7 protein-coding genes and 1 pseudogene are annotated in these 13,898 nt (G+C 69.1%); 2 read left to right on the top strand and 6 right to left on the bottom strand.

All coding sequences use genetic code 11. From position 1 onward, the window contains the following. Positions 1–380: 380 nt before the first annotated feature. The 4 genes and pseudogenes from BQ2383_RS07260 to BQ2383_RS07245 form a co-directional block, all read right to left on the bottom strand. A pseudogene (locus BQ2383_RS07260) lies at positions 381–1,917 on the bottom strand (APC family permease). A 69-nt stretch (positions 1,918–1,986) separates the two neighbouring features. Continuing rightward, positions 1,987–4,257 carry an ATP-binding cassette domain-containing protein gene (locus BQ2383_RS07255; RefSeq protein ID WP_208617634.1) on the bottom strand — a complete coding sequence of 757 codons (2,271 nt, stop codon included), beginning with the start codon at positions 4,255–4,257 and terminating at the stop codon, positions 1,987–1,989. 66 nt (positions 4,258–4,323) lie between these two features. Continuing rightward, positions 4,324–4,911: a nitroreductase family protein gene (locus BQ2383_RS07250; protein WP_091031833.1), complete on the bottom strand. Its 588-nt coding sequence runs from the start codon at positions 4,909–4,911 to the stop codon at positions 4,324–4,326. A gap of 108 nt (positions 4,912–5,019) precedes the next feature. Continuing rightward, the gene (locus BQ2383_RS07245) at positions 5,020–5,928 is read right to left on the bottom strand and encodes a LysR substrate-binding domain-containing protein (protein WP_091031829.1); all 909 of its coding nucleotides are present in this window, start codon (positions 5,926–5,928) and stop codon (positions 5,020–5,022) included. 134 nt (positions 5,929–6,062) lie between these two features. On the opposite strand from BQ2383_RS07245, the gene BQ2383_RS07240 reads away from it, so the two are divergent. Further along, entirely contained in the window at positions 6,063–9,557 is a 3,495-nt protein-coding gene (locus BQ2383_RS07240) for a bifunctional proline dehydrogenase/L-glutamate gamma-semialdehyde dehydrogenase (protein ID WP_091031826.1), read from the top strand. Positions 9,558–9,643: 86 nt separating this feature from the next. On the opposite strand, the gene BQ2383_RS07235 is transcribed toward BQ2383_RS07240, so the two are convergent. Together BQ2383_RS07235 and BQ2383_RS07230 are read right to left on the bottom strand one after the other, a co-directional pair. Next, positions 9,644–11,392 (bottom strand): glycoside hydrolase family 3 protein, encoded by a 1,749-nt coding sequence (locus BQ2383_RS07235; protein WP_091031822.1) that lies wholly within the window; start codon positions 11,390–11,392, stop codon positions 9,644–9,646. Positions 11,393–11,400: 8 nt separating this feature from the next. Then, positions 11,401–12,675, bottom strand: a complete 1,275-nt coding sequence (locus tag BQ2383_RS07230) for an MFS transporter (protein WP_244175929.1) — start codon at positions 12,673–12,675, stop codon at positions 11,401–11,403. 149 nt (positions 12,676–12,824) lie between these two features. Between BQ2383_RS07230 and BQ2383_RS07225 the strand changes: the two genes are divergently transcribed. Beyond that, a complete protein-coding gene (locus tag BQ2383_RS07225) occupies positions 12,825–13,868 on the top strand; it encodes a LacI family DNA-binding transcriptional regulator (protein WP_091031818.1) in 1,044 nt (347 codons plus the stop codon). Positions 13,869–13,898 lie beyond the last annotated feature (30 nt).

Genomic DNA, 13,898 nt, shown 5'->3' with positions numbered 1-13,898 from the left:
ATCGATCAGCTTGTCCATGTTCTTCTCCTTGTTATCCGTATCTCGTGTAGCTGCGCCATCAATCGACGACGACGCAGCAGTCCATCTCGACTCTCTTGATCTCATCGATCTTCAGAGTCAGTACGCGTTCGACGAGTTGTTGCATGTTGTCCTCCTTCGGGGCTTGAAGCGGGTGCTTCCGGCCGTGGCTTATCACGGTCCTGTGAGGCTAATTCGCTCGGTGGTCTACCGGCGAGGGTTGTGCGAGGAGAGTTCTGGAGTATCGATATGCTCCTGCGCGAACTGGTCCTTTGGGCTCGCCAAACCATCGCCGAAGCTCCTCGCGTGCAAGTCGAAAGCCGGCCGGGTGGCGCGCGTTTGACGGTAGCGGTGGGCGCCGGCTACTGCAGCGGTGGGCGGTGCAACCCGCCGAGCGCATCCTTCTCGAGCTCTAGCCCGATCAGCGAGTGCCGCCGCGAGTACGCGAAGTAGATCACCAGGCCGAGCGCGAGCCAGATGGCGAAGCGCACCCAGGTCTCGGTGCTGAGGTTCAGCATCAGCCAGAAGCAGGCGAGCGCCGAGATCCACGGCAGCCACGGCGAGAACGGCACCGTGAACGGGCGCTCCAGGTCGGGCCGGGTCTTGCGGAGGATCGGCACACCGATGCTCACCAGCACGAAGGCCGACAGGGTTCCGATGTTGATCATGTCGCCCAGCACCTGCACATCCGTGAGGCCGGCGATGATCGCGATCACGACGCCCACGATGAGCTGGATGCGGATCGGGGTGCCGCGCTTCGCGTCCGTCACGCTCAGTGAGCGCGGGAGCAGGCCGTCGCGGCTCATCGCGAACACGACGCGCGCGAGGCCCATCAGCAGCACCATCACCACCGTGGTCAGACCGACGAGGCTGCCGATGGCGATCACCTGCGCCGCCCACGTCGCCCCGACCAGCTCGAACGCGTTCACCAGCGAGGGCTCGTCGAGCTTCGCGAGCTCGGTGTACGAGACCATGCCGGTGATGACGATCGCGACCAGCACGTACAGCACGGTCACGATCACGAGCCCGAGGATGATGCCGCGGTGAACGGTGCGCTTGGGGTCCTTGGTCTCCTCGGCGCTCGTGGCGACCACGTCGAAGTCGATGAACGCGAAGAACGCGAGGGCCGCGCCGCTGAGGATGCCGAACACGCCGTAGATCGTGGGGTCGGAGCCGGTCAGGAAAGAGAACAGCGGACTGCGTCCAGACGCTCTCGGAGGCCGCGCCCTCCTGTGCCGGCGGCACGAACGGGGAGTAGTTGGCGCCGTTGATGAAGAACAGGCCGACGACGATGACGAACAGCACGATCGCGACCTTGATCACGGTGAACACGCTGTTGACCCGGCTGGACAGCTGCGTGCCGAGGGCGAGCAGCAGCGTGAAGATCGCGACGATCACGACGGGACCCCAGTCGAAGCCGAGCGGCCCGATCTGGAGGGTCATCGGGATCTCGAGGTCGAACAGCGACACCGCATCCCCGAGGTAGACACCCCAGTACTTCGCGATCCCGGCCGACGCCATGAGCATCTCGAGGATCAGGTCCCAGCCGATGATCCACGCGAGGAACTCGCCGAGCGTGGAATAGGTGAACGTGTAGGCGGAGCCCGCCACCGGGATCGAGGAGGCGAACTCGGCGTAGCAGAGGATCGCGAGCGCGCACACGGCGGCGGCGATGATGAACGAGACGATGACGGCCGGACCAGCGTGCCGCGCAGACGCCTCGGCACCGAACGAGAAGATGCCCGCACCGACGGCGACCGCGACACCCATGACAGCGACGTCCCATACGCCCAGGGAGCGTTTCAGGGAGCGTCTCTCGTCGTGCGTCTCGGCCATCGACTGTTCGACCGACTTGACCCTGCGCTGGATTGCGATGCCGACGATTGTAGGTCGGAGCATCGCGCCGCGCTCCTCACAAATCCCCACTGCGTCGTTCTGCGATCCGGCCGCGCGCTCAGACCTCGGGGGTCAGGGTCGGGAGGCCGTCGCGAGGGCTCGGCCGGTGAGCGAAGCGGAGTCGCGCACGATCTCCGTCGGAGTGCCGGCGAAGACCAGCCGGCCGCCGTCCGATCCGGCGCCGGGGCCGACGTCGATGACATGATCCGCGCGCGCGACCACCCGCAGGTTGTGTTCGACGACCACCAGGGTCGCACCGTCGTCGAGCAGGTCGTCGAAGAGGGTGTTGATCGTGTCGACGTCGGTGGGGTGCAGTCCGGAAGTGGGCTCGTCGAGGATGATCCGGTCGGTGGAGTCGCGCCGCGGATCACTGAGATGCCGGGCGAGGAGCAGCCGCTGCTTCTCACCTCCCGAGAGGGTGTCGAGCGAACGTCCGACCGGGATGTAATGCAGCCCGGTGCGCTGTACCCAGTCCAGGGCCTCGACCACGTCGGGATGCGCGGAGAACAGCGTACTGACCTCGGCCGGAGTCGACGCCAGGACATCGGCGATCGAGGCGCCGTCGACCTGCACGCCCAGCGCCTTCGGGTTGAAACGTAGGCCGCCGCACGCGTCGCAGGGCAGCGAGACGTCGTCGAGGAACGCGAGCTCGGTCGTGATGTGCCCGCGCCCGCGGCAGGTGGGGCAGGCCCCGCGCGAGTTGAAGCTGAACCACGAAGGGTCCAGGCCCGACGCGGCCGCGAACACCCCGCGCACCGTGTCGGCGATGCGCAGGATGCTCAGTGTCGTCGACCGCGCTCCGCCACGCAGCGGGTCTTGCCCGACGACCGTGAAATCCGGATGCTGGCGCGGCAGCTCCACGGTGGCGAAGGAGCTCTTGCCCGAACCCGCGACCCCCGTGATCGCGGTGAGCACGCCGAGCGGGACATCGACGTCGAACCCGCGCAGGTTGTGCGAGCGTGCATCCTTCACGGTGATGCGACCCGAGGGTTGCCGCGCCGCCTGACGGATCGTCAAGGGCTCGGCGAGCACGCGCCCCGTGAGAGTGTCGCTGCCGCGCAATGCTGCGGGCGTGCCCTCGAACTGCACGGCGCCACCGGCGGATCCCGCACCCGGCCCGAGGTCGACCACATGGTCGGCGACCGCGATCACCTGCGGGTGGTGCTCGACGACGAGGATCGTGTTGCCCGCATCGCGCAGCCGCTGCAGCAGGGCGACGAGGCGCTGGATATCGGCGGGGTGCAGCCCGGTGCTCGGCTCATCGAACACGTAGGTCACGTCGGTCAGGGCGCTGCCGAGGTGCCGCACGATCTTGACGCGCTGCGCCTCGCCGCCGGACAGTGTCGACGATTCGCGGTCCAGCGTCAGGTAGCCGAGGCCGACCGAGAGCAGAGCATCGAGCACATGACGGATGCCCTCGACCGCCGGCGCCACCCGAGGGTCGTCGAAGGCGTCGAGCAGCGCATGCAGCTCGGCCACCGGCATCCGCATCCAGTCCACGATCGATCGTCCGTCGACGAGGCTCGCGCGCGCCGCTTCGTTCACCCGCGCACCGTGGCAGTCCGGGCAGGTGTGGTGGGTCACGAGCCGGTCGAGCTCTTCACGCACCGGCGCCGACATCTTCACCGGGCGCTGCTTCAGGAACACATCGCGCATGCGGGTGATCACGCCGTCGAACCGGGCGCTCTGCGGGAACCGCGGATCCGGATCGTCGAGCTTGAGCTTGTCGGCGTAGAGGAACTGGTCCATCTCCTCGGCCGTGTAGTCCTTCAGCGGCTTCTGGCGGTCGAACAGCCCGCAGTAGGCGAACCGCTTCCACCGATACACACCCGGGCGGAACAGGCTGAACCGGACCGGCCCCTCATCGATGTTCTTCTCGGGGTCGATCAGCGCGTCGATGTCGATGTCGTACACCGTGCCGAGCCCCTCGCAGGTCGGGCACATGCCGGACGGATCGTTGAACGAATAGGCGGGGGAGTACCCGGCCGACGGCTCACCGACACGGGAGAAGACCAGGCGCACGAGCGAGGCCAGGTCGGTCGCGGTCGCCACCGTCGAGCGCGCGTTGCCCGTGAACCGGCGCTGGTCGATCAGCACCGTGAAGGTCAGACCGTCCATGGACTGCACGTCGGGCGCCGGCATCTGCGGCAGCCGCGCACGGATGAAGGTCGAGTAGGAGTCGTTGACGAGCCGCTGCGCCTCGGCGGCGATCGTGTCGAGTACCAGCGACGACTTGCCTGATCCGGAGACGCCGGTGAAGACGGTCAGCAGCTTCTTGGGAACGTCGACGGAGACGTCGCGGAGGTTGTTCGTCCGCGCGCCGGTGATGCGGAGAAGGTCCATCCGGACACGCTAACGGGGCCCCCGGACAATCCGGAGGCCCCGTCGGCAGAAGTCCTGTGGTGCGGGTCAGGCGCTGAGGACGACCGTCTCGTCGATCGGGCGACGCACGCGCGGGGCGACCTCGCGCTCCTGCAGCACCTCGGGGAGCGCGGTCACGTCACCGAACTCGCCGACGGCGAAGACCGTGGTCGGCACGAAGCGGGGCTCGAGGTCGGCGAACTCGCGGACGACCTCCGGGTCGAAGCCGCTCATCTGGTGCACGACGAGGCCGTCGTGGTGGGCCTGCACCGAGAAGTGCGCGACGGCCTGACCGAGGTCGTAGAGCGCGTGGGTGATGGGGGTGCCGTCGGCCGCTGCCGTCTCGGCGATCGCGACCACGAGCACGGCGGCGTTACCGGCCCATGCCTGGTTGAAGCCCATCAGTGCGCCGGTGACCTGGGCGTGCAGGGCGGTGCCGCGGCGGGCGACGATGAAGCGCCACGGCTGCGAGTTGTTGGCGGACGGGCTCCAGCGGGCGGCCTCGAGGGCGGTGGCGAGCTTGGCCTCGTCGATCGAGTTCTGCGCGTCGAAGGCGCGGGGGCTCCAGCGGCCGGCGAGGACGTCGAGGACGGGGTGCTCGGTCGGGGCGGTGCGGTCGATCACAGGAGTGCTCACGGAAGTGCCTTTCGGAAGGAGTGGATCGGACTCCTTCGTCCGGGTACACGGGACAGAACAGATGCATGTGCATGCATATTCCCGAGTGTTGCGGTGTTCTGCGTCGCGCTAGACGGGCAGGTTGTGCGAGGCGGCGTCCGCAAGTGCGCTGCGCACCGCACGAATGGACGGGGCGGCGGCCGAGACCTTCCGTGCCGAGGAGAAGATCTCGCGGCGCGGCTCGTGGGGAAGCGGCGCCAGATCGACGGTCGGGGTGTCGCCGGCCCACACGAGTTCGGGCAGCAGCCCGACCGCGAGCCCGGCGTGGATCAGGCGCACGTGCGCCGTGAGGTCGGCGATCTCGAAGCGCACGTCGGGCTCGAACCCCGCTGTGCGGCAGAGCTCCTCGGCCCAGGCGCGGGATGCCGTGCCGGCAGGCTCGAGCACCCAGGGCTCGTCGCGGGTCGACCAGAGCTCCGCGAGGGCATCCGCGTGCCGAGGCGCTCCGGGCTGCCGGGCCAGTGCGATCGCATCGTGGGCGAGCACCACCCGGTCGAGGTCGGCGTGGATCGGGCGCGTGCGCCCCGGATACTGCTCGGCGAGGATCAGGTCGAAGTCGCGGCTGGACACTCCGACCAGCCCGGTCTCCGGGTCGCACTCGGTGACCTCGACCCGAAGCGCCGGATGCCGCTCCCTGAGGGACTCGAGCGCGCGCGGCAGCAGGGAGTGCGCGGTCGACTGGAACACGGCGATGCGCGCGGTGCCCGTCACCTCGGTGAGCGACTCGGCGACCGCGACCTCGGCGTGCTCGAGCTGATCGAGGATGCCGATGGCCTGCGTGACCAGCACGCTTCCCTGTGGTGTGAACTGCACGCCGCGGCCGACTCGGCGCAGCAGCGGCACGCCCACATCGCGCTCGAGCGCGCTCAGCTGCTGCGACACCGAGGCCTTGCTGTAGGACAGGGCGTCGGCGACCGCAGAGAGGGTTCCGCGGCGGGACAGCTCGACGAGCATCCGCAATCGGTTGACGTCGAGCACGGCCGTTCCGTTCGTTCAGTTTGAGTGAACAGAATTCACTCGAATCGGTTGATAGACGGAGCCTACCGAGGGGAAGGACAATAATCCAGCCGCACACGAAACCCCGGTGTGCGCTCTCTTGGAAGGTCCCACCGATGCCTGTCGCCGCCGACACCACCATCCCCCGTACCGAAGACGTCGCCGCCCTCGTGCAGCGCTGGCTCGTCGAGAGTGAGACCCACCCCGTCGAGCCGGCCGCGCAGCGTCTGTCCGAGGTGCTCAAGGACCCGAACGGACTCGCCTTCACGGTCGGCTTCGTCGACGGCGTCATGCGTCCGGAAGACCTGCGCGTCGCCGGCCGCAAGCTCGCCGAGATCTCGGAGATCACGCCGACACTTCTGCCCGGATACCTGCGCGCCGCGATCAAGACCGGCGGCTTCTGGGCGCCGAAGCTCCCCGGCGTGGTCGTGCCGATCTCGCGCCGCGTGCTGCGCGCCATGGTCGGGCACCTCGTGTTGGATGCGACCCCCGCCAAGCTCGGCCCGGCCATCGCGAAGCTCCGCAAGAGCGGCAACCGCCTCAACCTCAACCTGCTCGGCGAGGCCGTGCTCGGCGAGCGCGAGGCCGGGCACCGTCTGCAGGGCACGCGCGACTTCCTGGCCCGCGACGACGTCGACTACGTCTCGATCAAGGTCTCCAGCGTCGTGAGCCAGCTGTCGATGTGGTCGTTCGACGAGGCCGTGGCGGATGTCGTCGAGAAGCTGACCCCGCTCTACGAACTCGCCGCGAAGGCCGAGGCGTCCAGCAGAGCGGCGAAAGGGGCGCCGGGCAAGGCCAAGTTCATCAACCTCGACATGGAGGAGTACCGCGACCTCGACCTGACGATCGCGGCCTTCACGAGCATCCTCGACCAGCCGGGCCTCGAGAACCTCGAGGCCGGCATCGTGCTGCAGGCCTACCTGCCCGATGCCCTCGGTGCCATGCAGCACCTGCAGGAGTGGGCCACGGCCCGCCGCGCGAAAGGCGGGGCGCCCATCAAGGTGCGTGTCGTCAAGGGCGCGAACCTCGCGATGGAAGAAGTGGACGCCGCGATCCACGGCTGGCCGCTCGCGACCTACGGCACCAAGCAGGACTCCGACACCAACTACAAGCGGGTGCTCGACTGGGCGATGACCCCCGAGCGACTGGATGCCGTGCGTATCGGCGTCGCGGGCCACAACCTGTTCGACATCGCCTACACCTGGCTGCTCGCGCAGGCGCGCGGGGTCGCTGACCCTGACAGTGCCGACCCGCTCGTCGAGTACGAGATGCTGCTGGGCATGGCGACCGGCCAGGCTGAGGCCGTCCGCAAGGACGTCGGCCGCCTGCTGCTCTACACGCCGGTCGTGAACCCGGCCGAGTTCGACGTCGCGATCGCCTACTTGGTGCGCCGCCTCGAAGAGAACGCCAGCCCCGAGAACTTCATGTCGGCGGTGTTCGAGCTGGCCTCCAACCCGACGCTCCTCACCCGGGAGCGGGAGCGCTTCGAGCGCTCGCTCGCCGCGCTCGCGACCGACGAGCCGGAGTTCGTCCCGGCATCGCACCGCGTGCAGGACCGCACGGCAGAGGTCGCCCAGGGGACGACGACGGGCTTCGAGAACCAGGCCGACACCGACCCCGCGATCGCCGCGAACCGTGCCTGGGGTCGCGAGATCCTCGGCCGCTCGGTCGGATCGACGCTGGGCCTCGACACCATCGCGATCGCCAAGGTCGAGACGGATGCCGAACTCGACGGCATCTTCGACGCCGCCACCGCCGCCGCCGAGAAATGGGCGGCGCTGCCGGCCGCCGATCGTGCCGCCGTGCTGCACCGTGCCGGAGACGAGCTCGCCGCGCGCCGGGGACAGCTCATCGAGATCATGGCCCATGAGGCGGGCAAGACCATCGCCGAGTCCGACCCCGAGATCAGCGAGGCCATCGACTTCGCTCACTACTACGCCGAGCGCGCCAAGGACCTCGAGACCGTCTCGGGCGCCGAGTTCATGCCGTCGAAGGTCACCGTGGTCACGCCGCCGTGGAACTTCCCGGTCGCGATCCCCGCCGGTGGTGTGCTCGCGGGTCTGGCCTCGGGATCTGCCGTGATCATCAAGCCCGCGAAGCTCACCCAGCGCTGCGGTGCCGTGATGGTCGAGGCGCTGTGGGCCGCCGGTGTGCCGCGCGATCTGCTCGCGCTCGTCGACCTCGCTTCCCGCGACCTGGGCACGCGCCTGGTCGCCGGTCCCGCGGTGGACCGCGTGATCCTCACGGGTGCGTACGAGACGGCGCAGCTGTTCCGCTCGTTCCGCTCCGACCTCCCGCTCCTCGCGGAGACGAGCGGCAAGAACGCGATCATCGTGACCCCGTCCGCCGACCTCGATCTCGCGGCCGCTGATGTGGCCCGCAGTGCATTCGGGCACGCCGGGCAGAAGTGCTCCGCGGCATCACTGGCGATCCTCGTCGGGTCGGTCGCCGACTCGAAGCGGTTCGAGCGTCAGCTGGTGGATGCCGTGACCTCGATGCGGGTCGGGCTCCCCGACGACCCGGCGACGCAGATGGGCCCGATCATCGAGCCGGCGAACGGCAAACTCCTCACGGCGCTCACGAAGCTGGAGAAGGGGGAGCGCTGGCTGGTGAAGCCCCGCAAGCTCGACGATGAGGGCAAGCAGTGGACTCCGGGTGTGAAGACCGGTGTGCGGGAGGGCTCGTACTTCCACCTGACCGAGTTCTTCGGCCCGGTGCTCGGCATCATGCACGCCAAGGACCTGGATGAGGCCCTGCGCCTGCAGAACGCGGTGGACTACGGCCTCACCGCCGGCATCCACTCGCTCGATTCCGATGAGGTCGCCACCTGGCTCGACCGGGTCGAGGCCGGCAACCTGTACGTGAACCGTGGCATCACCGGGGCGATCGTGCAGCGGCAGCCGTTCGGCGGCTGGAAGCGCTCGGCCGTCGGCGCCGGAGCCAAGGCGGGTGGACCGAACTACCTCTTCGGGCTGGGCGAGTGGGCCCCGGCGGAGCTTCCGGCGGTCGCAGCCGGTGCCGCCGTCGTCCCCGCGGTCGGCGCGCTGCTCGACGCCGCGGCGGCCGAGGTCGATGCCGTCGAGGCGGACTGGCTGCAGCGCGCCGCGGCATCCGACGAGCGCGCCTGGGTCGACGAGTTCGGCGCCGTGAGCGACAAGTCCGGCCTCGGAGTCGAGCGAAACCTCTTCCGCTACCGTCCGGTCGCGGTCGACGTGCGTATCGCCGAGCACGCCCCGCTCGTCGACGGCATCCGTGTGCTCGCCGCCGCCCTGCGCAGCGGCAGCCCGTTCACGGTCTCGGCTCCGGCCCTGCCCTCGCGCATCGAGAAGGCGCTTCGTGCGCACGGCGTCACCGTCAAGCACGAGTCGGATGCCGCATGGACCAAGCGCTACGCGAAGGCGGCGGACTCGTGGCACCGCGTGCGTCTGGTCGGTGGCGACGCCGCAGCGCTGCACGAGGCGCTCGACGGAAGCCCCGATGTGGCGGTCTGGTCGCACGCCGTGACCGGTGCCGGCCGCGTCGAGATGCTGCCGTTCCTGCACGAGCAGGCCGTGTCGATCACGAACCACCGCTTCGGCAACCCGACCACGCTGGCCGACGGCGTGATCTGACCCGGGTCTGAGCCGCAGCACAACAGAGAAGCACAACAGAGAAGCCCCCTGCCCCGCGCGTTGCGGAGCAGGGGGCTTTCTTCGGTTCAGACCGTGACGACGACCTCGGTGCGGATGCCGTGGCCGAAGCGGAAGCCCGGCGCCGCGGTGTCGAAGGGTACGTCCTCGCGAGAGGCCTCGACGGCGGCCATCGACGAGGGGATGTCGAAGGGCAGGGTGCCCGTGAACGCCGCGCGACCCGTGAGCGCCTCGAGCACGCGTGCGTCGCTGGCCCCGAAATCGCCCACGACACTCGCGGCGATCTCGGTGAGCGGGCCGAGCACGGCCGGCCGTTCCAGGAACACGGCCACGTGCACGGGGGCGATCGCCGCGGAGGAGCGCAGCCGATCGAGCTGCGCTGCCGAGAACTCGAGGCTGCCCCCGCGGAAGAAGTCGCCCAGCGACCCGCGACCGTTCTCGTACGGGGCGTCGAGGCGCACGACGATCGCGTCCGCCGACTTCGGGTCGTCCACGATCTCGTTCGGGATGTCGGCCTCGTCGGCTGTGAGCCCGTCGAGGAAGATCCTGGCGGTCGGCGGGATAGGGGTGTCATCGGTGCGGGAGACGAGCACGAGCGACTCGCGCTGTGCCTCCTCTCCGGCCTCCATCAGCTCCGGAGAGCCGCAGATCGCGCGGGCCTCGTCGACGTCGACCCGACGGTGCTCGAAGGCGCCGAGGCGGAACTTCTCGTGCAGGAGTCGACGTACCGACTCGTCCAGGCGGGATTCAGGAACGAGCCCGCCGTCGACCAGTTCCTCGATCAGGGCCGGGTTGCGGTCGCCGCCGAACTGGTCGACACCGGCATCCAGGGCGATCTTCGTCCGCTCCACGGGCGTGCGATCTTCGAGGCCCCATCCGTTCGGGCCGAAGTCGAGGCCGCCGACCTTCGTCGACTCGAGGAGGTTCCAGTCGGTGACGACGATGCCGTCGAAGCCGAGGCGCTCGCGCAGGATGCCCTGGACGACCGGCTCGTTGAATGCGAAGCCGACCTCGGGCCACGCGGTGCCGACCGGCTTGCCGTAGTAGGTCATGACCTGGGTCACTCCGGCGGCGAACGCGCGGGTGAACGGCTCGATGTGCAGCTCCTGCTGCCCGCCGGGGTACACCTGCTCGGGGTAGCGCGGGTCGTGGGCGTCGTCGCCGCGCAGCTGGGGTCCGCCGCCGGGGAAGTGCTTGACGACGGCGGCGACCGAGTCGGGACCGAGCTCGGCGCCTCCGCGCAGCGCCTCGATGAAGGCGACGGTGAACTCGGCGACCCTGGACGGATGCTCACCCCAGGTTCCGAACCCGCGCGACCACCGCGGCTCGCTGAAGATGTCGGCCATGGGCCCGAGGTACACGCGGATGCCCATCGCCAGGAACTCGCGACGGATGCTCTCGCCGTAGCGGCGTGCGGCGTCGGTGGTGCCGATCGCGGCGATGCCCGTGGTCTCGGGCCAGCGCGAAAGGCTGTTCAATGCCTGGCCGGTGAACGGGTTGTCGCGGAAGCCGTGGCGCGGATCGGACGACAGCGTGATCGGGATGCCGAGCCGGGTGCTCTCGGCCATCTCCTGGATCGTGTTGTGCCAGCGGGCGACGGCGGCGGAATCCTCGCCGCCGAGCACGTTGAAGTGCGAGATGCCGCGGACGACGGCATCCTCTTCGGCGACGGCGAGAGCCGCCGGGTCGTCGGGAGTCGGGCCCGGCTGGGTGGAGGGGTGGAACATCAGCGCGGCCTTCTCGGCGACGGTCATCCGGCTGAGGAGGTCTTCGACCCGTCGGGCGGTGGGCAGGGCGGGGTCGAGGTAGTCGGCCATGGGTTTCCTTACTTCGTTGCCTTGATGAATGCCAGCGGGACGAGCCCGACGAGGGAGAGGACGGCGCCGGTGATGAGCAGCGCGGGGTAGTTGCCCTGACCGCCGCCGATGCCGAGCAGGAGCGGGGCGGCGAAGGGCATGATCGAGAACGGCAGCGTGTAGGCGATGTTCGTCACGCCCAGGTCGCGCGCCGAGGAGTTCGGGTCGTTCATCGTCGAGATCGCGAGACCGATGTAGGTGCCGGAGAGCAGACCCGTTCCGAGGCCGGACGCGATGGCGACGGCGATCAGGTACGGCGTGACCTCGGTGGTGAACGAGAGCGACAGGGTGCCGATCGCGATCACGACGGCCGCCGCCCCCATGAGCATCTTGCGGCGCTTCGTCCTGTCGTTGAGCCAGCCCACGAAGGGCGACAGCACGGTGGCGATGAGCCCGGGGATCACGTAGGCGAGGGTGATCACGCCGCCGATCTGGTCATCCGACACGTTCACCCGGTCCTGCAGGATGTACACGGTGTAGGTGCCGACCACCGCGATGCCGCAGGAGACCAGGAACATCGTCACCAGGAACAGGGCGAAGTCGGGGGACTTGCGCGGGTTGATGAAGAAGCTGCCGAAGAACTCGGCCACACCGAAGGGCTGTCGCGGAAGGTCGCGGGAGTCGTCTCCGCGCAGCAGCCACATCAGGATGCCGCAGAAGACGAGGGCGATCAGCACCGGGAGTCCGAACTGGGCGAGCATGTTCGTCGGGAACCACTCTACGAAGTACACGCCGACGACCAGGGAGGCGGAGGAGGCCATGCCCGAGAGTGCACCGACGAGACCCTGCTGAGCAGCGGGGACGCGGTCGGCGACGACGGCGAGCGCGGCGGCGATGGAGGCGTTGATGAACGCCTGCATGATGATCCAGCCGACCAGCAGCATCGCGAACGATCCGCTCAGGGCGATGACGAGTGCGCCGGCCATGGTGCCGAGCAGGCCGATCGCGATCCAGGGACGACGGCGTCCGAAGCGGCTTCGGGTATTGTCGCTGAGGCGGCCGAAGAACGGGTTGGCGAGCAGGGCCACCAGCGTGCCGACGCCGGCCGCGATCGAGTAGCTCGTGGTCTTGCCCTCGGGGTCGAGCTCGGAGATGCGCAGCGCGATGGTGACCGACGCGGGCAGCATGATCGACATCCAGATGCCGAACAGGGCGAGGGCGTAGACGACGATGAAGAACGGCCCGACTCTCGTCGCGACGACGTCGGATGCCGGTGCGGAACCGGCGGGGCGGGTATCGGTCACGGCGTGACTCTCCTTTGAGTGGATGGGTTTCGGATGGCTGTTCGGGTGCGATCCGGAATCGTTACCGGAAACGTTTCCGGTAAGGTTCTCATAGAGTACGAGCACAAGAAAGAATTCGTCAAGTACGACTTCAGCACCAGGGAGAAGGCATGGCCACCGCGAGAGCGACCCTGACCGATGTCGCGCGTGAGGCGGGCGTCGGCGTCGCCACCGTCTCCCGGGCTCTGAACGGCCGCCCGGACGTCAGCGCCGAGACCACCGCCCGCGTGCGCGAAGTCGCCGCGGCGCTCGGCTATCGGCCCTCGGGAACGGCGCGAGCGCTGCGGCGGGGTTCCTTCAGCGCGTTGAGCGTCATCGTCCCGGACTCCTCGTGGGGGTGGTGGGAGCCGGTGCTGAGGTCTGCGGTCACCGCGGCCGCCGAAGCCGGCATCCACCTCTTCATCCACCCCGCCACGGAGGGCGAGGGGGGACTCGACGCACTGATCGAGGGCCTGGCCGATGTGCCGACCGAGGGTGTGATCGCCGTGAGCGTTCCCGATCAGCTCGCGATCCGCGCCGCGTGCGACCGCATCGGGCTGCCGGTGGTCGCGATCGACGACAGCGTCCACACACTGCACCTGGCGACGGTGACCGTCGGCAATCGCGAGGGTGCACGGCAGATGACCGAGCACCTGATCGAGCAGGGCCACCGGCGCATCGCCTTCGTGGGGGCGGCGATGGATGAGCTCGACCCCTCCTGGGGCGAAGGGCTGTTCATCGAGGAGCGCCTCGCCGGCTACCGCGAAGCGCTCGCGGCCGCCGGCATCCCCGTCGACGAAGACCTGGTGCTCGGTTGGCGTGAACTGGGCGACGAGACGATCGAGCTCGTCGCGCCGCTCGACGACCTGCTCGCCGCGGGGGATCGCCCGGACGCGATCTTCTGCGTCGCTGACCTGGTCGCGCCAGCGGTGCTGCGTACGATCGCGCGGCATGGGCTCGTGGTTCCCCGGGACATCTCGGTCGCGGGTTTCGACGACGAGCGGGCGGCATCGCTGATGAACCCGCCGCTCACCACGATGCGCCAGCCGTACGACGAGATGGGGCGCCTCGCCGTCGACCTCCTGCGCACGGCGATCGGCGGCGCGGACACGCCTGTCCGCTACTACACGCTCCCCGCGACGCTGGTCGAGCGGAAGTCCACGGCCCCGGTCTGAAACGTGAAGACCCCCTGCCGCCGGACATCG

It is taken from the genome of Microbacterium oxydans (assembly GCF_900095745.1).
Classification (GTDB): Bacteria; Actinomycetota; Actinomycetes; order Actinomycetales; family Microbacteriaceae; genus Microbacterium; species Microbacterium oxydans_B.
The sequence above is the reverse complement of the archived record's forward strand: the minus strand, read 5'-3'. Positions and strand labels throughout refer to the sequence as shown.

Coding starts and splice junctions, on each gene's coding strand:
- BQ2383_RS07255 (WP_208617634.1), bottom strand. CDS start 4,257: ATGGACCTTCTCCGCATCACCGGCGCGCGGACGAACAACCTCCGCGAC.
- BQ2383_RS07240 (WP_091031826.1), top strand. CDS start 6,063: ATGCCTGTCGCCGCCGACACCACCATCCCCCGTACCGAAGACGTCGCC.
- BQ2383_RS07235 (WP_091031822.1), bottom strand. CDS start 11,392: ATGGCCGACTACCTCGACCCCGCCCTGCCCACCGCCCGACGGGTCGAA.
- BQ2383_RS07225 (WP_091031818.1), top strand. CDS start 12,825: ATGGCCACCGCGAGAGCGACCCTGACCGATGTCGCGCGTGAGGCGGGC.